Origin of the sequence: Enterobacter cloacae complex sp. 342H5 (assembly GCF_050030905.1) — a bacterium.
In the GTDB taxonomy this organism is placed as follows: Bacteria; Pseudomonadota; Gammaproteobacteria; order Enterobacterales; family Enterobacteriaceae; genus Enterobacter; species Enterobacter intestinihominis.
On sequence record NZ_JBLGVB010000001.1, the window covers coordinates 2,783,830 to 2,805,416 of the forward strand.

At 53.4% G+C, this 21,587-nt stretch carries 23 protein-coding genes, 3 tRNA genes and 2 pseudogenes; 13 read left to right on the plus strand and 15 right to left on the minus strand.

The window, feature by feature from the left end; genetic code table 11:
* Window positions 1-11 precede the first annotated feature (11 nt).
* From araG to ACQG03_RS13325, 3 genes are all read right to left on the minus strand, one after another.
* Complete coding sequence (araG, locus tag ACQG03_RS13315) at window positions 12-1,526, minus strand: L-arabinose ABC transporter ATP-binding protein AraG (protein ID WP_023300465.1); 1,515 nt, start codon at window positions 1,524-1,526, stop codon at window positions 12-14.
* 71 nt (window positions 1,527-1,597) lie between these two features.
* Complete coding sequence (gene araF, locus ACQG03_RS13320) at window positions 1,598-2,587, minus strand: arabinose ABC transporter substrate-binding protein AraF (RefSeq protein ID WP_023300466.1); 990 nt, start codon at window positions 2,585-2,587, stop codon at window positions 1,598-1,600.
* A gap of 316 nt (window positions 2,588-2,903) precedes the next feature.
* A complete protein-coding gene (locus ACQG03_RS13325; RefSeq protein ID WP_045308667.1) occupies window positions 2,904-3,461 on the minus strand; it encodes a DJ-1/PfpI family protein in 558 nt (185 codons plus the stop codon).
* 504 nt (window positions 3,462-3,965) lie between these two features.
* On the opposite strand from ACQG03_RS13325, the gene ACQG03_RS13330 reads away from it, so the two are divergent.
* Window positions 3,966-4,469, plus strand: a complete 504-nt coding sequence (locus tag ACQG03_RS13330; protein ID WP_063151903.1) for a non-heme ferritin-like protein — start codon at window positions 3,966-3,968, stop codon at window positions 4,467-4,469.
* Between the two features lie 141 nt (window positions 4,470-4,610).
* The gene (locus tag ACQG03_RS13335; RefSeq protein WP_022648521.1) at window positions 4,611-5,954 is read left to right on the plus strand and encodes an anaerobic C4-dicarboxylate transporter; all 1,344 of its coding nucleotides are present in this window, start codon (window positions 4,611-4,613) and stop codon (window positions 5,952-5,954) included.
* Window positions 5,955-6,034: 80 nt separating this feature from the next.
* On the opposite strand, the gene ACQG03_RS13340 is transcribed toward ACQG03_RS13335, so the two are convergent.
* A complete protein-coding gene (locus tag ACQG03_RS13340) occupies window positions 6,035-6,286 on the minus strand; it encodes a DUF2766 family protein (RefSeq protein WP_003859683.1) in 252 nt (83 codons plus the stop codon).
* A gap of 106 nt (window positions 6,287-6,392) precedes the next feature.
* Window positions 6,393-6,476 (minus strand): stress response protein AzuC, encoded by an 84-nt coding sequence (gene azuC / locus ACQG03_RS13345; protein WP_003859682.1) that lies wholly within the window; start codon window positions 6,474-6,476, stop codon window positions 6,393-6,395.
* Between the two features lie 214 nt (window positions 6,477-6,690).
* Between azuC and ACQG03_RS13350 the strand changes: the two genes are divergently transcribed.
* Complete coding sequence (locus ACQG03_RS13350) at window positions 6,691-8,109, plus strand: MFS transporter (RefSeq protein ID WP_063162931.1); 1,419 nt, start codon at window positions 6,691-6,693, stop codon at window positions 8,107-8,109.
* Between the two features lie 42 nt (window positions 8,110-8,151).
* On the opposite strand, the gene ACQG03_RS13355 is transcribed toward ACQG03_RS13350, so the two are convergent.
* A complete protein-coding gene (locus tag ACQG03_RS13355) occupies window positions 8,152-8,790 on the minus strand; it encodes an RpiB/LacA/LacB family sugar-phosphate isomerase (protein ID WP_003859680.1) in 639 nt (212 codons plus the stop codon).
* 245 nt (window positions 8,791-9,035) lie between these two features.
* On the opposite strand from ACQG03_RS13355, the gene yecR reads away from it, so the two are divergent.
* Together yecR and ftnA are read left to right on the plus strand one after the other, a co-directional pair.
* Window positions 9,036-9,374 (plus strand): YecR family lipoprotein, encoded by a 339-nt coding sequence (gene yecR, locus ACQG03_RS13360; RefSeq protein ID WP_022648524.1) that lies wholly within the window; start codon window positions 9,036-9,038, stop codon window positions 9,372-9,374.
* 200 nt (window positions 9,375-9,574) lie between these two features.
* Complete coding sequence (gene ftnA / locus ACQG03_RS13365; RefSeq protein WP_022648525.1) at window positions 9,575-10,072, plus strand: non-heme ferritin; 498 nt, start codon at window positions 9,575-9,577, stop codon at window positions 10,070-10,072.
* A gap of 36 nt (window positions 10,073-10,108) precedes the next feature.
* Here the strand turns inward: ftnA and ACQG03_RS13370 are convergent, their stop codons facing one another.
* Window positions 10,109-10,348: a YecH family metal-binding protein gene (locus ACQG03_RS13370; RefSeq protein WP_038416284.1), complete on the minus strand. Its 240-nt coding sequence runs from the start codon at window positions 10,346-10,348 to the stop codon at window positions 10,109-10,111.
* A 188-nt stretch (window positions 10,349-10,536) separates the two neighbouring features.
* Between ACQG03_RS13370 and tyrP the strand changes: the two genes are divergently transcribed.
* Window positions 10,537-11,748 carry a tyrosine transporter TyrP gene (gene tyrP / locus ACQG03_RS13375; RefSeq protein ID WP_063163110.1) on the plus strand — a complete coding sequence of 404 codons (1,212 nt, stop codon included), beginning with the start codon at window positions 10,537-10,539 and terminating at the stop codon, window positions 11,746-11,748.
* A gap of 316 nt (window positions 11,749-12,064) precedes the next feature.
* On the opposite strand, the gene ACQG03_RS13380 is transcribed toward tyrP, so the two are convergent.
* Window positions 12,065-12,733 carry a YecA family protein gene (locus ACQG03_RS13380; protein ID WP_038416285.1) on the minus strand — a complete coding sequence of 223 codons (669 nt, stop codon included), beginning with the start codon at window positions 12,731-12,733 and terminating at the stop codon, window positions 12,065-12,067.
* A gap of 411 nt (window positions 12,734-13,144) precedes the next feature.
* On the opposite strand from ACQG03_RS13380, the pseudogene ACQG03_RS13385 reads away from it, so the two are divergent.
* The 6 genes and pseudogenes from ACQG03_RS13385 (at window position 13,145) to ACQG03_RS13410 (ending at window position 18,753) form a co-directional block, all read left to right on the plus strand.
* Window positions 13,145-14,265 (plus strand): annotated as a pseudogene (locus ACQG03_RS13385) (branched-chain amino acid ABC transporter substrate-binding protein).
* A gap of 68 nt (window positions 14,266-14,333) precedes the next feature.
* On the plus strand, window positions 14,334-15,248 hold the full coding sequence (locus ACQG03_RS13390) for an ABC transporter permease subunit (protein WP_003859667.1): 915 nt from the start codon (window positions 14,334-14,336) through the stop codon (window positions 15,246-15,248).
* Between the two features lie 11 nt (window positions 15,249-15,259).
* Entirely contained in the window at window positions 15,260-16,534 is a 1,275-nt protein-coding gene (gene livM, locus ACQG03_RS13395) for a high-affinity branched-chain amino acid ABC transporter permease LivM (protein ID WP_063162930.1), read from the plus strand.
* A complete protein-coding gene (locus tag ACQG03_RS13400; protein ID WP_023306508.1) occupies window positions 16,531-17,406 on the plus strand; it encodes an ATP-binding cassette domain-containing protein in 876 nt (291 codons plus the stop codon). Before livM ends, ACQG03_RS13400 begins: the two co-directional genes overlap by 4 nt.
* Window positions 17,403-18,119: an ABC transporter ATP-binding protein gene (locus ACQG03_RS13405; RefSeq protein WP_032622411.1), complete on the plus strand. Its 717-nt coding sequence runs from the start codon at window positions 17,403-17,405 to the stop codon at window positions 18,117-18,119. The genes ACQG03_RS13400 and ACQG03_RS13405 overlap by 4 nt, the downstream gene beginning before the upstream one ends.
* 163 nt (window positions 18,120-18,282) lie before the next feature.
* Window positions 18,283-18,753: a hypothetical protein gene (locus ACQG03_RS13410; RefSeq protein WP_023306510.1), complete on the plus strand. Its 471-nt coding sequence runs from the start codon at window positions 18,283-18,285 to the stop codon at window positions 18,751-18,753.
* Between the two features lie 5 nt (window positions 18,754-18,758).
* On the opposite strand, the gene ACQG03_RS13415 is transcribed toward ACQG03_RS13410, so the two are convergent.
* The 3 genes from ACQG03_RS13415 to ACQG03_RS13425 are packed head-to-tail and all read right to left on the minus strand — an operon-like array spanning window position 18,759 to window position 20,328.
* A complete protein-coding gene (locus tag ACQG03_RS13415; RefSeq protein ID WP_046619373.1) occupies window positions 18,759-19,685 on the minus strand; it encodes a LysR substrate-binding domain-containing protein in 927 nt (308 codons plus the stop codon).
* Between the two features lie 29 nt (window positions 19,686-19,714).
* Window positions 19,715-20,038 (minus strand): hypothetical protein, encoded by a 324-nt coding sequence (locus ACQG03_RS13420; protein ID WP_048966679.1) that lies wholly within the window; start codon window positions 20,036-20,038, stop codon window positions 19,715-19,717.
* A gap of 2 nt (window positions 20,039-20,040) precedes the next feature.
* Complete coding sequence (locus tag ACQG03_RS13425) at window positions 20,041-20,328, minus strand: DUF4225 domain-containing protein (RefSeq protein ID WP_426726153.1); 288 nt, start codon at window positions 20,326-20,328, stop codon at window positions 20,041-20,043.
* Here ACQG03_RS13425 and ACQG03_RS13430 point away from each other — a divergent pair.
* Window positions 20,281-20,400: pseudogene (locus ACQG03_RS13430) on the plus strand (integrase); the annotation flags it as partial. The gene ACQG03_RS13425 and the pseudogene ACQG03_RS13430 overlap by 48 nt on opposite strands.
* 139 nt (window positions 20,401-20,539) lie before the next feature.
* Here the strand turns inward: ACQG03_RS13430 and ACQG03_RS13435 are convergent.
* The 4 genes from ACQG03_RS13435 to pgsA form a co-directional block, all read right to left on the minus strand.
* Window positions 20,540-20,626, minus strand: a tRNA-Leu gene (locus tag ACQG03_RS13435).
* An 11-nt stretch (window positions 20,627-20,637) separates the two neighbouring features.
* A tRNA-Cys gene (locus tag ACQG03_RS13440) sits at window positions 20,638-20,711 on the minus strand.
* A gap of 51 nt (window positions 20,712-20,762) precedes the next feature.
* A tRNA-Gly gene (locus ACQG03_RS13445) sits at window positions 20,763-20,838 on the minus strand.
* Window positions 20,839-21,001: 163 nt separating this feature from the next.
* Complete coding sequence (gene pgsA, locus ACQG03_RS13450; protein WP_003859652.1) at window positions 21,002-21,550, minus strand: CDP-diacylglycerol--glycerol-3-phosphate 3-phosphatidyltransferase; 549 nt, start codon at window positions 21,548-21,550, stop codon at window positions 21,002-21,004.
* Window positions 21,551-21,587: the final 37 nt, after the last annotated feature.

Sequence of the window (21,587 nt, forward strand, 5' to 3'; positions counted from 1 at the left end):
TGACTCCTTACTCAGGCGACAGCCTGGCTAACTTTAGGCATGGCGAGACTCAACGCCTGTTGTTCATTCGCCTGTTCATGCAGCAATTCACCGGCAATTTCGCCTTCACGCATCACTACAATGCGGTCAGCGACGCCCAGCACCTCGGGCAGATCGCTGGAGGCGAACAGCACCGCCACGCCGCGTTTTGCCAGCTCATAGATGACGTTATAGATTTCGTGTTTCGCCCCCACGTCGATACCGCGCGTTGGTTCATCCAGCAAAATGACCTTCATGTCTTCCGACAGCCAGCGCCCCAGAATGGCTTTTTGCTGGTTGCCGCCGGACAGGTTCATGATCAGCTGTTCAGCCCCGGGAGTTTTGATGTTCAGCGAACGGATATGGTGATCAGCGTTGCGCGCCTCCCACCCGTCGTTAATCAGACATCCCGCGCGGATGAACTTGCGCCGGGCAGAGATGTTGATGTTGTCGCGCACCGAGTGCACTGGAATAATGCCTTCGGCCTTTCGATCCTCCGGACAGAGCATGATGCCCGCGTTAATCGCCTGCGCAGGCTTCTGTATATCGACCTTTTTCCCGTCGACGAAGACCTGGCCCTGGGTAATACGCGTCCCGCCAAACAGCCCTTTCATCAGCTCGCTGCGCCCTGCCCCCACAAGGCCAAACAGCCCGACGATTTCGCCGCTGCGCACCGAGAGTGAAATAGGTGTGCGCACGCCTGGGGCTTTAACGCTATCCAGACGCAGACGCTCCGGGCCGTACTCGCGCGGCTTCCAGTGGTAAATATCCCCGAGATCGCGCCCGACCATCGCCTGCACCAGCTGGTCATGATTGACCTGCTGCATATCGGTGAAGGTGCGCACGTAGCGGCCATCCTTAAACACGGTGATGGCATCGCTTAAGGCAAAAATCTCTTCCATACGGTGGGAGACGTACAGAATGATGCGGCCCTCTTTGCGCAGCTCGCGGATCACGCGAAAGAGGTTTTCAATTTCACGCGCCGAGAGCGAGCTGGTTGGCTCGTCAAAAGCGATGATCTTGGCGTTACGCGCCAGCGCTTTGGCAATTTCCACCATCTGCCACTGGCCGATGGAGAGATACTTAAGGGGCGTTTGCGGATCGACATCCAGCCCAAGGTGCCTGAGCTGCAAGCCCGCTTCATAGTTGAGCAGCGAGCGGTTGACCACGCCGCTTTTATGCGGAAGCTGGCCCAGGTAGATGTTCTCCGCCACGGTCATTTCAGGAATGAGATGCAGCTCCTGATAGATGATGGCGACGCCCGCGTTTAACGCTGCCGTGGTATCGGCAAAGGCCACCTCTTCGCCGCGAATGGCCAGCGTGCCGGTGGTGGGCGTGTAGTTGCCGCTGAGAATTTTTAGCAGCGTGGATTTTCCCGCGCCGTTCTCCCCCATCAGGGCATGAACCTGACCGGCATAGCAGTCGAAGCTGATATCGGTCAGCGCGTTTACGCCGGGGAATGTTTTACCGATGCCGCGGAAAGAGAGATACGGATCAGACTGTTGCATAACGACTCCGTGATTCCTGTAGTGTGTACGTCAGGCCCCTCACGGCGTGTGAGGGGCGCAATCACAGCGTATTACTTACCGCCCAGTCCTTTTTTCGCCAGCTCCTCTTTGAAATTATCGCGGGTGATCAGCACCACATCGGTTACTTCGGTGAATTTCGGCGGCTCAACCCCCTTGGTCACCCAGTTGTAAAGCATTTCGCTGGATTTATAGCCGTGGACATCCGGGCTTGGCAGCAGAGAGCCGTAGAAGCCGGTCGCCTGCGCTTTAGACAGTTCGCTCACGGCGTCCACGCCGTTGATGCCGATCCCAATAATGTCCGGTGCTTTAAAACCCTGGCCTTCCGTTGCACGCACGCCGCCCAGCACGGTGTTATCGTTCATCCCCACCACCAGCCAGTGTTTCACCTCCGGATGCTGGACGAGCATAGAGTTCGCCGCATCAAAGGCGCCCGGGATATCGTTGGATTTGGTCGGGACTTTGTAGATTTGTTTTTCCGGGAAGCCAGCCGCTTTTAGCGCGTCCATGGAGCCCGTGGTGCGACGACGGGCGGTATCCAGCTCGTCAGCGGTAATCGCCATCACGGCGGTCTCTTTTACATCCCAGCCGCGTTTTTGCATCTCTTTATAGAGCTCCTGGCCCTGACGCTCGCCGATTTTGGTGGCCGCCATCATCACCAGCGGAACGGTATCCATCGGTTTGCCTTTGGCATTCACGAACTGATCGTCCACCGCAATCACTTTCATGTCATAACCGCGCGCTTTCGCGGCAATCGCTGAACCCAGCTTTGGATCCGGCGTACAGATAACGAAACCTTTCGCGCCGCTCGCCGCCAGGCTATCAATGGCGTTAAGCGTTTTCTCGCCGTCAGGTACGGCGATTTTAATTACCTCAAATCCCAAATCTTTTCCGGCTTTATCAGCAAATTTCCATTCGGTCTGGAACCACGGTTCTTCCGGCTGTTTAACCAGAAAACCGAGCTTTAAATTTTCAGCGATAGCGGATTGTGACATAACGGCAGCCAGGCCGATGGCCGCCAGCGCTTTAGTAAATTTGTGCATGGTAAACTCCAGCTTTAGCATTCTTATCTGTAGGGAATAATGGCGAACAATTTATTTAATCGGACTTAAAACAAGGCATTAGCGCTTACCTCGTCATAAGCGTTATTGCTGGTGATAGTTTTAGCGGGAAATTAATCATCCATAAGAGAGCGACATCACACCGCAGAATTACAGTAATTGCGTACATAAATTCAGCGAAAAATGACATAAAAAAGGACGTAATTGTCCTACAAATGGAAAGGAGTTAAGCAGGATTATCCATAAGGTCAGCTAAGAAATCCCTGTAACCCGGACGCCTTAGCGTCCGGCAGAAAATTTACCAGCGGTAATAGATGTGTTCAGCATGATCGCGCACGGGGGCATCGTCGCCCAACAGACGCGCAGAGAGCGTCAGCGCAAAGTCAAAAGCGTGCCCCAGCCCCTTGCCGCTGATGAGGTTGTTATCCTCCACCACCGGCGCATCCACATATACTCCATCATCAACGGTCTGCCAAAGATCGCCGGAACAGACGTAGCGCCGCCCCTTCAGTAGCCCGTTTGCGCCCAGCACCCGCGCAGCCGCAGAGCAGATCGGGCAGATGAGTTTGCCGTGCTCGTCATGCGCGGAAACAAAGCGGATCACCTCCTGGTTAGCCGCAAGATTGATACTCCCCTGCGGCCCACCGGGTAACACGACCGCGTCATACAGCGTATTAATACGTTCCGTTAATGTACTGTCAGCCACCATGGGGATATTGTGGTAACTCACTACCGCACGGGACTCCGCGCAGGCCAGCGTTTCCACCTCAATCTGCAAGCGACGCAGGATATCAACTGTGATAATCGCTTCTGCTTCTTCAAAACCAGGTGCCAGCAGCACCGCAACTTTTGTCATCATAAACCCCTACAAGTGAAAAGATATAAAACATCGTTTCATTTTCCAGATTTGTTAGATAACAATCTTACGACGCGATCACAGAACCGTATATTGCGGGAAAATTGATTTAGCTCAAATTTGCTACAGCAGGATATATTTGCAGTTATTATTTCTGATTTAACACTTTCACAGAATTTCCCGCCACAGAAGGTTTCCTGAAACGATAAAAATGGGAAGAACTGATTTTAATATCATTAAAATCATATAGATAAAAAATATTTTATCTCGCCACCTGTTTTCTGTTCTGCGCTATATTTAAATTTGTAATGTATGGTAAACACAGCCCAACTAAGAGTTTTCTTAATTCCAAGAGAAGCGTATGCTTATTTAAATCGAACACAGGACGTGAATTTTCGAGTTTGTTTACCTTGCAGAAATCTTTTTCTGTTATTCAATCGTCAGTACCTGCCGGGTCAGGTTTAGTAGCGGACATCAAGTCCCACAGTCAATAAGGATATGAGTATGACTACCCAAACGATGATGCAAAAACTGAATGCCCAGATGAACCTGGAGTTTTATGCTTCAAATCTGCATCTGCATTTGAGCGCCTGGTGTTCCAGAAAAAGCCTCAACGGCACTGCCACCTTCTTTCGTACTCAGGCGCAAAGTAACGTCACGCACATGATGCGTGTCTTTAACTTTTTGAAAGCCATCGGCGCCAATCCCACAGTCAAAGAGCTTGAAACGATTGAAGATAATTACTCCTCTCTGGAGGAACTGTTCCAGAAAACGCTTGAAGAGTATGAGCAACGCTGTACGAAGCTGAACAAGCTGGCCGATGAAGCCAAAGCGCAACAGGACAACATTACCCTCAAGTTTTTACGTGATATGGACAGAGAGCAGCAGCAGGATGGCATGCTGCTGAAAACGCTCGCAGACGAAATTCGCAACGCGAAACGCGCGGGGATCTGTCTGGAGCAGACGGACCGCCATCTTCTCGACATAGCTACCGTGCAACACCACTAAGTCCCTTCACCCGCTCCCGTCAGGGAGTGGGTGCCAACTCCCTGCTTTTGCTGACATTTAACAAATCAGATCTTGCTCCCAATGAATAACCACACATCGTGTAATGATTTGTTTAATTACATTCATTAACGAGGGAGCATCATGATCACCATTGAGTTTATTGTCATTATCCTCTGCCTGCTGGTAGGTACCCGCTTCGGCGGGATGGGCCTGGGGCTGATAAGCGGCATCGGCCTGTTTATTTTGAGTTTTGTCTTTGGTCTGCAACCCGGTAAACCGCCGGTTGACGTGATGCTCACGATCCTCGCCGTCATCGGCTGCGCGGCCACACTACAGACCGCCGGTGGCCTGAACGTGATGATGCAATTCGCAGAGCGCCTGCTGCGTAAACATCCCCAGCACATCACCCTTCTCGCGCCGTTTACCACCTGGATGTTGACCTTTCTCTGCGGGACCGGCCACGTCGTCTACACTATGTTTCCCATTATCGCGGATATCGCCCTGAAAAAAGGCATTCGCCCGGAACGGCCGATGGCGGTAGCCTCGGTGGCCTCACAGATGGCGATCACCGCCTCCCCCGTTTCCGTGGCCGTCGTTTCGCTGGTCTCAATACTGGGTGCGCAGCACGGTATCGGCCACGCGTGGGGGATCCTCGAAATACTCGCCGTTTCCGTACCGGCCTCACTGTCAGGCGTCGCCATTGCGGCACTGTGGAGCCTGCGCCGGGGGAAAAACCTCGCAGACGATCCTGAATTTCAGGAAAAGCTGAAAGATCCGAAACAGCGGGAGTTTATCTATGGGGGAACGGAGACGTTGATGGATCAGCGTTTCCCTAAACAGGCCTACTGGTCAACGTGGATCTTCTTCGCCGGGATTGCCGTTGTGGTCCTGCTGGGTGCGTTGCCCGAGTTGCGTCCGGCGTTTGAGATCAAAGGCAAAATGACGGCCCTGTCGATGAACCTTGTCATTCAAATGATGATGCTTATTGCCGGGGCCATCATGCTGATGACCTGTAAGGTTAATGCGTCGGCCATTTCAAACGGAGCGGTATTTAAGGCGGGGATGGTCGCCATCTTCTCGGTGTTTGGCGTGGCATGGATGAGCGATACCTTTTTCCAGGCGCATCTCGACGAACTGAAAATGGCACTGGAGGGGGTAGTGAAGAGTCATCCCTGGACGTATGCCATCGTGTTGTTTCTGGTGTCGAAACTGGTCAACAGCCAGGCCGCGGCCTTAACCGCAGTCGCCCCGATGGGGTTGATGTTAGGCATCGATCCGAAAATGCTGGTGGCCTTCTTCCCGGCCTCCTACGGCTACTTTGTGCTGCCCACCTATCCGAGCGATCTGGCCTGTATTGGATTCGATCGCTCCGGCACCACCCGCATCGGTAAATTCATCATCAACCACAGCTTTATTCTGCCGGGCCTGATTGGCGTCAGCTGTGCCTGCGTGGTGAGCTATCTGCTGGTGCAGACGTTCTTTTGAGCCTTCTGTGGGCGACAGACTCTGTCGCCCTTCGACGTAAAATCAGAAAACGGTTTCTAATTTTAAAACATCGGTTTATTTTAATGTGACTCACCCTGCGGCGTGAAGCGCAGTTCAATCAGCGCGATCGCTTTCTGGATCGCGCGGAGCGTAACCGGGTCCGCCGCAGCAGGATGATTGGTGAAATCGATGTTTTTTAGCTGGGTCGACATCTTTTCGCGTACCTCAACCGGCGCGATAACGTCAATCACATCAAGGATTTGTTTGATAACCAGCTGGCAGGCGACGACGTCAGATACCAGTTCCTGATCGGCGCTCAGGTTTTGTGACATGGGGTTCTCCTTATTCAAAGGCCGCCATAGTAGCAAAACAGACGCCCTTCCATCTCCCTCTCGTCGTCCGCAGACATAAAAAAACCTGCCGAAGCAGGTTTTTTTATCAGAACATCGCACCCGGTGGGACGTCTTTAAACGTTGTGCAGTAGTTAGCCCACATGCTTTTCAGGATTTTGCGCAGTTTCATTATGTTGCTCCAGTAACGTGTTATGCAGGTGTTATTATCAATACGCTTATAATATGACCGTCATCACAAAAATCAACCATTTTGTGACCTGCATCACGGTTAACAAACCCTCAGTGCTGCCGGTTTGTTAAAAAAAGGCACGATAAATCCGCACGTTACAGACTTATAAATTCCAGTAAATTTTTATAAAATTTTTTGAGCGGGCAGGAAGAGAATGAGTGAAAACGTATCCGGCAAAGAGAGCCGTGGATTATCGCCTGCGGCACTGCTGGTGGCCGGTGCTTTCTTTATGGAGTTTCTGGACGGGACGGTGATCGCCACCGCATTGCCGGATATGTCAAAAAGCTTCGGCGTACAGGCCGTGGATCTGAATATCGGCATCAGCGCCTACCTGATCACCCTTGCCGTGCTGATCCCCGCCAGCGGCTGGATCGCCGACCGCTTCGGCGCGCGAAAAGTATTTGCCCTCGCGCTGGCGATCTTCACGCTGGCCTCGGTATTTTGCGGCCTGTCCACCACGCTCGAGGAGTTTGTCGCAATGCGCGTCTTCCAGGGCATGGGTGGCGCGCTGATGGTGCCCGTGGGTCGCCTGGCCGTGTTACGTACAACGCCAAAGCATCAGCTCATCACGGCAATCGCCACCCTGACGTGGCCTGCGCTGGTCGCGCCGATCATCGGCCCGCCGCTGGGCGGGTTCATTACAAGCTATGCCGACTGGCGCTGGATCTTCTTTATTAATGTGCCGCTGGGGATAATCGCCATTTTGCTGGCACTGCGAATCATTCCAGACCTGCATGAAGATACGCGCCGACCGTTTGACTTGCCGGGTTTTGTGGTCACCACCCTTGCCATGGTGAGCCTGGTTTATGCGATGGAGTTAATGGGCGCAGAGCCTCTGCGGACAGAATTAACCGCCACGCTGTTTATCGTCGGTGTCGTCGCGTTGAGCCTGGCGCTTCGCCACTTTAAGCGGGCAACCTGGCCGATGATCAGGCTCGATGCGATGCAAGTGCCGACGTTTCGCGTCACCCTGTACGGCGGATCGCTGTTTCGCGCCTCCATCAGCGCGGTTCCGTTCCTGTTACCGCTGATGTTCCAGGTCGGCTTTGGCATGGACGCGTTCCATTCTGGCCTGCTGGTGCTGGCCGTTTTCGTAGGCAATCTCACCATTAAACCGGCGACGACGCCCCTGATCCGCAGCCTGGGGTTTAAGCGGCTGTTGCTGATTAACGGTTCACTGAATGTCCTGGCGCTGCTGGCCTGCGCCTTTCTTACGCCGCAGACTCCTGTGTGGCTCGTCATGCTGATCCTCTATCTGGGTGGCGTTTTTCGTTCGATCCAGTTTACAGCCATCAGTACGCTGGCCTTTGCGGATGTACCCTCTGCGCAGATGAGCTATGCCAATACGCTGTTTTCAACCGCAACGCAGCTTGCCGTGGGACTTGGGATCACGCTCGGGGCAATTGGTATTCGTATCGGGGAAAAAGTCAGTGAGACGATGGGGATTGCCGGCATGCCGGGAATGAGCTTCCGGCTGGCATTTGTGGCGATCGCGCTGATCTGCCTGGTGGGAATGGTTGACACGCTGCGTCTGACCAAAAATGCAGGCAGCGCGGTATCATCGAAAAAGTAAGGCTCTGTGCCGGGCGGGCAACGCACCGCCCGGCAAAGGAAATCAGCCAACAATACCGCGCACGAAGGCTTCGATCTCTTTGTCTTGGCAGTTCTCGAAGAAGCACTGCTGGAAGCGCTGGCCTGAGACGGCGGTTTTAACCAGCTCAGGATCGATTGCACGCAGGGTATCCAGATAGTTTTCTTTTACCACCGCCGCTTTCACCTGGTTCAGAATACCGGCGTTACGCACCTGCGGCTCCTTACGCTCTGGTGGATAGCCTTCGCCATTGCGTCCGGTAAACGCTTTCTCAAAGATAAAGCGTACGTTCAGTTCTGCCCCCCAGCCGAAGCCCTTCGCAAACGGCAGAGAAAGCGCGTTACCGTTGTTGATTTGCGCGAACAGGAAAGCATCCGCAGGATCGATGCAGTAACCGCAAATCACACCCGGATGGATGTTCAGGGACATTAACGCGCCCTGCCCGGTACCGCAGCCGGTGACAACAAAATCAACGGCTTTTGCGTTAAGCAGAATGCTCGCCATGATGCCCAGGTGAATATAAGTGAGATGATGATCGTTCTCATCACTCATACCGACGTTATAGACCGGGAAACCTTTCTCATCAGCAACGGCTTTCAGCTCATTAAGGATGATGGGATTCTTAGCGGCCTGGCTGTTTTCCATCATCAGTGCAATTTTCATCTTGTCTCTCCTGAATGCATGGCGGGCGATCCCGCTGTGGATACCTTTTCAACTTAACCTTACTATCAAACAAACGCACTTTCAAATTAAGTGAAAACTTGTTTTAAAAAACAAAGATGCGCTCACAATTTCGCGCGGTGGCCCGGCTCGTTGTAGAGTGAAAGGGCAGATCCTCCGGCTATTCCGGCCATTGCGTCCCGTCGCGTTGGTTACAATGGCGTATTTCCCGTCACGCAGAGTGAAACATGAAACGTGTAATCATAGCCGGAACGATCCTGTTGCTCGCCGGGTGCAGCATCAACCGTCAGGCAGAAGTCAGTAGTACGGATGCCCCAAACGGAATTGTGCGCCTCGACTATGGCCAGACCATGCTGCAAAACGCCTGGTCTGATGACTATGTTAATAACGGTACGGCAACAAAGGCCTGCCAACGCATGGGCTACGCCTCCGCGTCAGCCTACGGGCAGCCGATTAAAACCTGCACCCTGATCAGCGGTTCACTCTGTCTGAACGAAAGTGTGACCATTCAGTATAAATGTCAGGGATATGCCGTTACCTCTTCCAGCCAGAATCCGTGGTATTAACCGCGACTGCCAGTCACGCTGGCAGTTTATTTAATAAGAACAAAAACAATTCTCATTAATAAATACAAATGGCGGCAATGCGTTTTATTCCCATTCGTATTTTTAATAAATAAATATTTATTTTACTTTTTGCAAATAATTAAATAACAAATTATAGTGTCGCTCATCGTGAACCAGAATTAATAAACCGGAGCTGCACCATGTTAAAAACTGAAATGATCGACAAGCTCAATGCGCAAATGAATCTTGAGCTATTTTCTTCCCTGCTTTATCAGCAGATGAGCGCCTGGTGCAGCTATCACAGCTTTGAAGGGGCTGCCGCCTTCCTGCGTCGTCATGCCCAGGAAGAGATGACGCACATGCAGCGTCTGTTTGATTACCTGACGGACACCGGCAGCCTGCCGCGCATTGATAACGTGGTATCGCCTTTCGCCGAGTACGGCTCTCTTGATGAACTGTTCCGTGCCACCTATGAGCACGAACAGCTGATCACCCAGAAAATAAATGAACTGGCTCATGCCGCCATGACCAGTCAGGATTATCCAACCTTTAATTTCCTTCAGTGGTATGTGGCTGAACAGCACGAAGAAGAGAAGCTGTTTAAATCCGTGCTGGATAAATTATCTCTGGCAGGTAAATCCGGGGAAGGTCTGTACTTCATTGATAAAGAGCTGTCGACGCTCGACACGCAGAATTAATAGAAAAGCGGTGCTGAGTTTTCAGCACCGCTTTATTCAATGACGGCAAATTTTACTTTCGTGCGTGGAAAATCCGTCTGCTGCCGGAATGAATTTTCCGCGCGCCGCCAGAAACGCCACCAGCTCCGCGGCTGTCATTTCCGAAGCTGAACAAGTATGGAAACGCGCCGCTTCGCCAAAGCGGGCATGTATCGCCTCAACCAGACTCTGCTCCGTATAGCGCTCACCTGACTCAATCATCATATTCAGCACGTCGTGTCCGTGAATTGACATCATTACCTCTCGCAAATAAAAAGCAGACTAAATGCTCCCTCCACGGCACGCTTTGCGCTGGCGCAGGTTCCCCCTTTCTTTTTGTAAATTAATCATTACACCCTATGTAACGGTGATTTGACGAGATGGTGCTTTTACCTTACTCTGCGCCGCAGAATGAGTCGCGGTATGGAAGCGTTGTAGAGGAAAGCGTGAAGAACAGAACTCTGGGAAGTATTTTTATCGTCGCCGGAACGACAATTGGCGCAGGAATGTTGGCCATGCCGTTGGCTGCCGCCGGCGTCGGGTTTGGGGTTACCGTAGTGCTGCTGGGCGGTCTTTGGGCCCTGATGTGTTACACCGCGCTATTATTGCTGGAGGTTTATCAACATGTCCCTGCCGATACCGGCTTAGGCTCCCTGGCTGCACGCTATCTTGGACGCTACGGGCAGTGGATCACCGGTTTCAGCATGATGTTCCTGATGTACGCGCTGACCGCCGCCTACATCAGCGGCGCCGGGGAGCTAATTGCGTCAAGTATCAATGACGGCTTCGGTGCGTCGCTTTCACCGGAAACAGGCGCCATTGTCTTTACGCTGATCGGTGGCGGTGTGGTTTGTGCGGGCACGTCGCTGGTCGATCTGTTTAACCGTTTTTTGTTCAGCGCCAAAATTCTCTTCCTTGTTGTGATGCTGGTGCTGCTGGCACCGCATGTGCACAAGGTTAACCTGCTCTCCCTCCCGCTTGAGAAAGGTCTGGCGCTTTCGGCCATCCCGGTGATTTTCACCTCTTTCGGTTTTCACGGCAGCGTGCCGAGCATCGTGAGCTATATGAACGGGGATATTCGCAAGCTGCGCCGCGTCTTTGTGATCGGCAGCGCCATTCCGTTGATTGCTTACCTGTTCTGGCAGCTGGTGACGCTGGGCAGTATTGATTCCACCACCTTTATCGGCCTGATGGCAGAGCATTCTGGTCTGAATGGATTCCTGGTTGCCCTGCGTAACGTGGTGGCCTCTTCACACGTGGAGCTGGCGGTACATCTGTTTGCAGACCTGGCGCTGGCAACCTCCTTCCTCGGCGTGGCGCTTGGCCTGTTTGACTATATGGCGGATCTGTTCCAGCGTCGCAATACCGTTGCCGGACGCTTACAGACGGGGGCGATGACCTTCCTGCCGCCGCTGGCCTTCGCGCTCTTTTATCCGCGCGGGTTTGTGATGGCGCTAGGATATGCTGGCGTGGCGTTATCGGTACTGGCCCTGCTGCTGCCTTCCCTGCTGGCGTGGAAGAGCCGCCAGCAACATCCGCAGCAAGGATACCGCGTGGAGGGTGGTAAGCCGCTGCTGTGCGTGGTGTTTGGTTGTGGGGTGGTGATTATTCTGGTGCAGATTTTGATTGCAGCGGGGATGCTGCCGGAAGTGGGATAACTTATTTATACAGGTCCTGAGGTACTGTTCCGTTCACCTTAAGATCAACAGAATATGATTTTTTCACAGCATGTGAACGGGATAAGGGGGCCGCCGCGGCCCCCTTATCAATCCCCGCGGCCCCGCGGAAAATCGGTGCTTCGCACTGCGCTCACCTCCCGACCATCTGCCTGCGGTCGGCTCAACTCGACATCCTGTCTCGATTCGCCTCTGGCCGCCATCCATGGCGTCCAGCCCTTGTCATCTGGTCTCCGGTTCGCCGATTTTAGCGGGGACTCAACACCCGTGCCCCATTCAGGCCACAGTAATTAATGATTTAATGCAGGCAGCAACTCTTAAACTTCTTCCCGCTCCCGCACGGACACGGATCGTTACGTCCCACCTTCGACCCGTTCACGATCGGCTTTTTCGCTTCCGGCTGCTGCGGATTAGCCACCCAGTAGTTGTACAAACGCAGCGCCGCAGGCTGAATGCTCTCGATGCTGGCCATATACTCCTCTTCGGTCAGCGCTTCCAGCTTCTCGCTGTGCTCTTCCGTTCCGTGCAGGGCAATCACCGCCAGATCCGCTTCCAGCGCTTCCGGCAGGGATGACCAGTCCGTCAGCGCCACGCCGCGCATGTAGCCATAGCACCACTCTTCCACTACGGTATAGCTCTGACCGTCAACGTCGTTATAGCCAAACAGCGGTTCAAACTGATCCGGGTATTCGCTCAGGCGCTCGGCAATATCGTTCATGTGCTTAAAGCAGAGATCGATAAAACGGTTCATCTCACGATCGTTTTTCCAGCGCGGAATATACTTCTCGCCACCCCATACCGCCACCAGCCAGGTGTCGGGCTCCACCACAACGGGACCGGAAAGTACTGCGGTAAGCATGCCGTCCAGTTCGGACACGTCAATCACGGATGCATCGTCGTGTCCGTAAGAGATTAATGTCTCTTCCAGCCACGCCATCTCGCTTTCATTTAATGGGCCTTCAGCCATTGCTGATACTCCTGATAAAAAAAACGATCCTGACATATATCGCCGCGCATGCCTATCTGAAGTTTAGGTCTTTATTGCTGCAAAAACGTGCAAATCGTGACCGTTGCACAACTTATGGGCTTTGTTGTTAAGGAGATGTGATCTCCGCTGTAAATTCATCTCATCCCGCAAAGGCGCATAAAACGGCGCTCTATACTCAACGTGTTGTGACCCGGTCAAGGGATTAACCATTCTGGCAACCTTTTTGCTTAATGTTCTGCGCGCTTCGCGGTGCGTGGGATCCTCGCCGTATTAAGCACGAGATTGCTTCTAAAGTGCATTTTGTTCTCGCTCTTGTTTTTGGATTTACGATGCCATCAGGCGTTCGGGTTTATACCTGGTGCAAAAACCTCTTTGCTAAGGAACATAATAATGTCGCTGAAATTTACCAAAACTCCCCTCTCCCTGTTGCTGGCCGGTTGTCTGGTGACGGCCTTTTCTGCACAGGCCGATATCGTGATCGGCGTGGCCGGGCCGTTCACAGGCCCGAACGCAACCTATGGCGATCAATACTGGCATGGCGCTACGCAGGCGGCGGAAGACATTAACGCCGCTGGCGGGATCAACGGTGAGAAAATCAAACTGGTTCAGGGCGATGACGCCTGCGAACCCAAACAGGCCGTTGCCGTCGCCAACCGCTTAGTCGATCAGGATAAAGTGAAAGCGGTCGTCGGCCACTTCTGCTCCTCGTCGACCATGCCCGCCTCCGAGGTCTATAGCGATGCCGGGATCCTCTCCATCACCCCGGCTCAACGAACCCGCTTATTACCGAGCGGGGCATGAGCGATATGTTCCGCATGTGCGGACGTGACGACCAGCAGGGCCAGGTCGCCAGCGATTTTATTCTTGATAAGCTTAAAGCCAAACGGGTCGTCATCATCCACGATAAAGACACCTACGGTCAGGGGCTGGCGGACGCCACTAAAGCGGCGCTGGCGAAACGCGGCGTTAAGGATGTGATGTACGAAGGGTTGTCCCGCGGGGAGAAAGACTTTAACGCGCTGGTGACCAAAATTGGCGCACAAAAACCAGACGTGGTGTTCTTCGGGGGCTGTCACCCGGAAGCGGGCCCGCTGGTTCGCCAGATGCGTGAACAGGGCGTGCAGGCGAAGTTCTTCTCGGGAGACTGTATCGTCAATGAAGAGATGGTCACCGCCGCCGGTGGGGCGCAGTACACCAACGGTATTTACATGACCTTCGGTAAAGACCCGCGCCTGATCCCGGACGGAAAAGCCGTCATCGAGAAATTCCGCGCCGGTAAATTTGAACCAGAAGGATACACCCTCTACGCCTACGCGTCTGTGCAGGCTATCGCAGCGGCATTCAAGGCCACGAAAGGGACGGATTCCGCAAAAGCCAGCGAGTGGCTGAAGGCCAACCCTGTCGACACGGTGATGGGTAAAAAAGCCTGGGACAGCAAAGGTGACCTCAAAGTGTCTGACTACGTGGTCTACCAGTGGGACGACAAAGGCAAATATAAAGAAGTGCCATAACGGGACGGAATCTGCTCAACGCCGGCAGGTCTGACTGTCGGCGTAACCCTTTATTCAGGTGCGCGACCATGAGTACATTCTTCCTGCAACAATTAATTAATGGCTTAACGCTGGGTTCGGTCTATGGTCTTATCGCCATCGGCTACACCATGGTGTACGGCATCATCGGTATGATCAATTTCGCCCACGGCGAAGTGTATATGATCTCCGCCTATCTCTCGGCCATTGGCCTGGCCCTGCTGGCGTTTTTTGGACTCCACTCCTTTCCGCTGCTGATCCTGGGAACCCTGGTTTTCACCATCGTGGTCACCGGCGTTTATGGCTGGACGATTGAGCGCATCGCCTATAAGCCGCTACGCAATTCGACGCGTCTGGCGCCGCTGATTTCGGCCATCGGGATGTCGTTGATACTGCAAAACTACGTCCAGCTCAGCCAGGGCCCACGGCAGCAGGGCGTACCGACCATGCTGGATGGCGTGCTGCGTTTTCACCTCGGCGAAGGGTTTGTCCAGATAACCTATACCAAAGTCTTTATTCTCATCGCCTCGTTCGCGGGCATGCTGGTGCTGACCTGGATTATCAACCGTACCCGCTTAGGGCGCATGTGCCGTGCGGTGCAGCAGGATCGTAAGATGGCCTCCATTTTGGGTATCAACACCGACAGAATTATTTCGTTGGTGTTTGTTATCGGCGCAGCCATGGCCGGGCTGGCGGGCGTGCTGATCACCATGAATTACGGCACCTTTGATTTTTACGTCGGGTTCGTTATCGGCATCAAGGCCTTTACGGCGGCGGTGCTGGGCGGCATCGGCTCTCTGCCCGGTGCGATGCTTGGCGGGCTGATTCTGGGCGTCGCAGAAGCGCAATTCTCCGGGATGGTGAACTCGGATTATAAAGACGTGTTCTCGTTTGGATTGCTGGTATTAATCCTGATCTTCCGTCCTCAGGGGCTGCTGGGCCGCCCTGTCGTGGCTAAAGTGTAAGGAACAACGCGATGACCTCTGACGGCTTTTCCCTGAAGCGCTGCATTCTGGACGCGATTTTTTCCGGAATGATCGCCCTGATTATTTTCGGCCCGATTGCGGGCGTCATACTGGATGGTTACAGCTTTACCTTTGACGGCCAGCGGCTGGCGTGGATTGTAGGCACGGTGATGGTGGGACGCTTTTTGCTGAGCGCCTTTTCAGCTACGGCGGCCGGAAGACGTTTACAGGCGCGGTTTGAATCTGACAATGCGGGGGTGTATGTCCGGCCACCGGCGTATAAAAGCCGCATGCGCTGGATCATTCCGCTGATTGTCACGCTGGCGATCTGCTTCCCGTTTGTGGCCACAAAATACGTTCTGACGGTCGCTATACTCGGACTGATCTACGTCCTGCTCGGTCTTGGGCTGAACATTGTCGTTGGCCTGGCAGGGTTGCTGGATCTGGGTTATGTCGCCTTCTATGCCATCGGCGCTTACGGACTGGCGCTCGGGTATCAGTATCTGGGGCTTGGGTTCTGGAGCATGCTGCCGCTGGCGGCGCTAATGGCTGCGGGCGCGGGCGCCCTGCTCGGCTTTCCGGTGCTGCGCATGCACGGGGATTATCTCGCCATCGTCACGCTCGGGTTTGGCGAGATCATCCGTCTGGTGCTGAACAACTGGCTTACCTTCACCGGCGGGCCTAACGGCGTTTCAGCCCCTGCTCCGACCTTTTTTGGCCTGGAGTTTGGCCGACGCGCCAAAGAAGGTGGCATCCCCTTCCACGAGTTCTTCGGCCTGACCTATAACCCCAACATGAAGTTTATTTTCATCTATGCGGTACTGTTCCTGGTAGTCATGCTGGTGCTGTACATTAAACACCGGCTGACCCGAATGCCCATTGGACGCGCGTGGGAAGCGCTCCGTGAGGATGAGATTGCCTGCCGTTCCATGGGGCTGAATCACGTTCTGGTCAAACTCTCGGCCTTCACCCTGGGCGCATCGACGGCAGGTATCGCCGGGGTGTTTTTTGCCACCTGGCAGGGGTTTGTTAACCCCACCTCTTTCACCTTTTTTGAATCGGCCCTCATCCTCGCGATTGTGGTCCTGGGCGGGATGGGCTCCACCGTCGGCGTCGTACTGGCCGCCTTTGTGCTGACCGTCACGCCGGAACTGCTGCGCAGCTTTGCGGAATACCGCGTGCTACTGTTTGGCATGCTGATGGTGGTGATGATGATCTGGCGTCCTCGCGGTCTGATCCGCATCAACCGCAGCGGATTTGCCGTGCGTAAAGGAGTGGCGCCATGAACGCAACGATTTTGCGTGTAGAACATCTGATGATGCACTTCGGCGGGATCAAGGCCTTAAACGACGTCAATCTTGAGGTGCAGCGCGGCTCTATTACTGCACTCATTGGGCCTAACGGCGCGGGAAAAACAACCGTCTTTAACTGCCTGACCGGTTTCTACCGGGCCTCCGGCGGCAACATTCTGTTCAATGCACGAAATAAAACTACCAATGTCATTCAGGTGCTCGGCCAGAAACTCCAGCCGGGCGACTGGCTCAGCCCGGCGCAGCTTGGTCAACGCCTGTTCTATAAGATGTTTGGCGGCACGCATCTGGTGAACCGCGCGGGTCTTGCGCGCACGTTTCAGAACATCCGCCTGTTCCGCGAGATGTCCGTTGTGGAAAACCTGCTGGTGGCACAGCACATGCGCGTCAATCGCAATCTGCTGGCGGGGGTGCTGAACACCCCTGCGTATCGTCGGGCAGAGAACGAGGCGCTGGACCGGGCGTTTTACTGGCTGGAGGTGGTGGATCTGGTAGATTGCGCGAACCGTCTGGCCGGGGAAATGTCCTATGGCCAGCAACGACGCCTCGAAATCGCCCGCGCCATGTGCACCGGCCCGGAGATGATTTGTCTCGATGAACCTGCTGCCGGTCTGAACCCGGTGGAGACGCACAAGCTGAGCGAGATCATCCGGTTCCTGCGCGACCACCACGACATCACGGTTTTGCTGATCGAGCATGATATGGGGATGGTGATGGGCATTTCAGATGACATCATTGTGCTCGATCACGGCGATGTGATTGCCAGAGGTAAACCGGCTGAGATCCAGCACAATGAAAAAGTGATTGCCGCGTATCTGGGCACTGACGAAAGCGAGGTAAATCTGTGAGCGCACCGATGCTTCAATTTCATAATGTGGACGTTTTTTACGGGGTGATCCAGGCGTTGAAGCAGGTTTCACTTGAGGTAAACAAAGGGGAAACCGTGGCCCTGATTGGCGCTAATGGCGCGGGGAAGTCAACATTACTGATGTCTGTCTTTGGTCAGCCCCGGATCCGCAACGGGCAGATCCTCTTCTGCGGCGAGGATATCAGCCACAAATCCACCCACTATGTTGCCACCGGCGGCATCGCGCAGGCACCTGAGGGACGACGCATTTTCCCGGATATGTCTGTAGAAGAGAACCTGCTGATGGGGACAATCCCCGTCGGCAATCAGCATGCAGCTGAAGATATGCAAAGCATGTTCGACCTCTTCCCTCGCCTCAAGGAGCGGCGTAACCAGCGGGCGATGACGCTCTCCGGCGGTGAACAGCAGATGCTGGCTATTGCCCGGGCGCTGATGAGCCGTCCTAAACTTCTGCTGCTGGATGAACCCAGCCTCGGCCTCGCACCAATCGTGGTTAAACAGATCTTCCAGACGCTGCGCGAACTGGCCCGTAACGGAATGACGATTTTTCTGGTCGAGCAGAATGCCCACCACGCGCTGAAATTGTCCGACCGCGGCTATGTGATGGTTAACGGCCAGATTCGGTTAAGCGGCAGCGGCGAGGCGTTGCTAAAGGATCCGGAGGTGAGAAAGGCGTACCTGGGCGGCGTGTGAAGCCTGGAGGCTATAGTGAGAAAAACTCACAGTGATTGCCATTATTAATCGTTTTTCTGATGCGACCGCATTCAAATATCATCTTTACGACCCGCCTTTGCGCGGGTCGATAAAACGTTCAGCCGCAAACTGAATAATAATGATAAGAGGATCCGGGGCAAATATGACACTTGATGCGTTATATCAGTTAATGAAAACTGTATTACCACCTGACACCGATTCAGCCGATGATTTACAGGATTTTATGGCCATGCTTATGGCGACGAAACATCACTCAGAGGCTCTGTCACCGTTTTCGCAGCGCGTATACATGCTGTCCGTTGCCCATCGCGACCCTAAGCAAGCGGCTGCGCTGATTTCAGCCTGTCATCCTGAAGCAGGAAAGCCCCTTCCGCTGCTCGACTTCTCCGGCTGGCCGCACGTGCGCTACGCCACGTCGGGTGAATTACAGACGCCCGAGACTGAAGAATATTTTCACAGGATTTCGTCTGCCGCCACGATATTACGCGGTGCAATTATTGACGCTGAGCAGCAGAAAAACACGCCAGCATTTTATATTCTGGATAAGGTACTCAGCCTGAACAGCGCTTTGCCAGAACGCTATAAAAAGATGGCAAACATCTCTTACTCATAACGGTATTAATAAACCCGGCTTTCATCGTATTCCAGGTAATCGATATCCAGAGCCGGAACGACCGGGGTATGGTTTTGCAGCCAGCCCAGAAGGTGCTGGATGCTCTCTCTTTTGAGCGAATTTTTTGGCCAGACGAGGTAGTAACCATCTCCCGTCGCGATAGCTTCCCTGAACGGCAGGCCCAGCAGGCCGCTTTTCAGGGCATCAAGCGTGAGATGCAGGTCGGCGATAGCGATGCCGTGCCCGTTCATCGCGGCGATACTTCCCTGTTCAAGGGTATCAAACACCATGCCGCTGCTCATATCGAGCCCCGGAAACAATCCTGTTCTTCGCAGCCAGCGCCGCCAGTCACGTCTGTCCGGTGAAGGATGGATCAAATCGCATTGCGAAAGCTGCTGCCGGGCCGGTTCGATAAGCGATGGGGTGCAAACCGGGATAAGCCATTCATGAAAAAGCAGCTGGCTTTCCGTTGTCTCACCAAAACGGCCATTACCGAGAAGGATGGCGCAGTCGTATGGCTCAAGATTGAAATCAACGGTGTCAATGTCCATCCAGACGCTGGCAATCTCCACCTGCGGTTTTGGATGGTTGTTGCGAAAAGATCGCAGCACGTCGAGAAGCCATCTCATGGTCAGGGTGCTGGGTGTTTTTAACCGCAGCAGATGGTTTTCACTGCGAAATGCCCGGCAGGCCCATTCAATGCTCGTGAAGCTTTCGTTAAGCTGTCCGGCAAGCACTCGCCCGGCTTCAGTGACCTCCACGCGAGGACCTAGCCTTTTGAAAAGCTCGCAGTCGAACCACAGTTCAAGGGTACGGACATGTCTGCTGACCGCGCCCGGCGTAATATTGAGCGTTTCAGCGGCTTTACTGAAGGAGTTCAACCGCGCAGCAACTTCAAACGCACGCAGTGCATACAATGGCGGTAAAGACATAGCGTCCCTTAAATGAAAATTTCATTATGCTAAAACTTGTTCCGGGGCAACGCCAGCAAGTAAATTATGGAGAAAAACAATGATCCCCAATATACCGAGTCATAGCGATAGGGGTCAAAATCTATATGCAAAAAGCTGCTGACAAACTCGTAGCCATTGGCAAAGATGTTTATCTGAACGGCTGCAATAGCGATTACAAACACCCTATACACGATAAATAGCGGGTATTTATGCAGCCTGTGAACTTTTAGTTTGCCGAGATAAAGCAAGAGAAAAATTGCAATAGATACAATGAAATAGGCCACGGCAGGCCAAACAGGTGGATGAAGCGAAAATTCTAACTCTTGAGACATAATCAATTCTCTTTTGCTATCTGGTACATCTGCCACCCCGTAATGCTCCCACTGGTCAAATCCAGCGCCATTGCGGTTTTAAAAGCCTCTTGCCAACCTCTGATATAATCGTGGAATAAACTCCAGGACCTCTCTCTGGGACCCAAAACTTTTCTGCCCGCACCATATGCCGATAAAGAGAGATCAACGACGCCATAGACTAAGTCAGCCTGGTTATTACCATAACCTAACTTCGTAGCAGCAAATCTAAAGGGATATCGGATCTGGAAGGCACGCTTAACGAAAAACAGGGAATCGCTGGTCATAAAAACGCGTCACAGACAGCACGTTATGATAGAAAAATTCCTATAGTTCCGGTAGTCGAAGGGGCAGTAATGCCCTCTTTTTGTGGTGAAGCTGAATGGCGAAAGAATGGCGAATGGCGAAAATTAGGCAATAAAAAACCACCTTTCGGTGGTTTACACGACACTGCTTATCATTGATTTTATTCTACTTTTCCCATGGTAGCCGGAGTGGGACTTGAACCCACACAGCGCGAACGCCGAGGGATTTTAAATCCCTTGTGTCTACCGATTCCACCATCCGGCCAGGGAAGAAAGTGGAGGCGCGTTCCGGAGTCGAACCGGACTAGACGGATTTGCAATCCGCTACATAACCGCTTTGCTAACGCGCCTTAAATCTTTTGTCTTTCGACCTGCACCCGCAAACTGCCGATGCATTAATCTGGAGCGGGAAACGAGACTCGAACTCGCGACCCCGACCTTGGCAAGGTCGTGCTCTACCAACTGAGCTATTCCCGCATGTTATCAAGTAACTATTTAACGCCTTGCTAAGCACTTGATTTCATTATCGTCCGGCTTACTGTGCCGCCGTTCGATGCGTTGCATTCTACTGATATGACGTTATGAGTCAACGTTATTTTTTGCATCTCAGGATCGTTTGCTGAAAATTAAGCCGAAACGATCACTGTTCAAGCAAATCACCGCGCGCAGCGTTCAAATATTGCAGCATTGACCACAATGTCAGCACCGCCGCAACCCACAGCAGACCAATGCCGGCCCACTCTACCCAGGCATTCGGACGCCACAGCATCCACACCAGCGCCGCCATCTGCGCAGTGGTTTTAACTTTACCGATCCAGGACACCGCCACGCTGCTGCGTTTACCCAGCTCCGCCATCCACTCGCGCAGGGCAGAGATAATAATCTCACGGCCAATCATGGTCGCGGCAGGCAGCGTCACCCACCAGGTATGATAATGTTCCGCCACCAGCACCATCGCGATTGCCACCATCACCTTATCCGCAACCGGATCGAGGAACGCGCCAAAGCGGGTACTCTGGTTCCAACGACGCGCCAGATAACCGTCAAACCAGTCCGTCACGGCGGCAATCAGGAAAATAAGCGCACAGGCAAAAGGCGCCCAGACGACCGGCAGGTAAAATGCCAGGACGAAGAACGGAATGAGCACAACGCGAAAGAGAGTAAGCAACGTAGGGATATTAAATCGCATGATGACGGTAACTGTCTGTTGTCAGTAAAATTTAGCT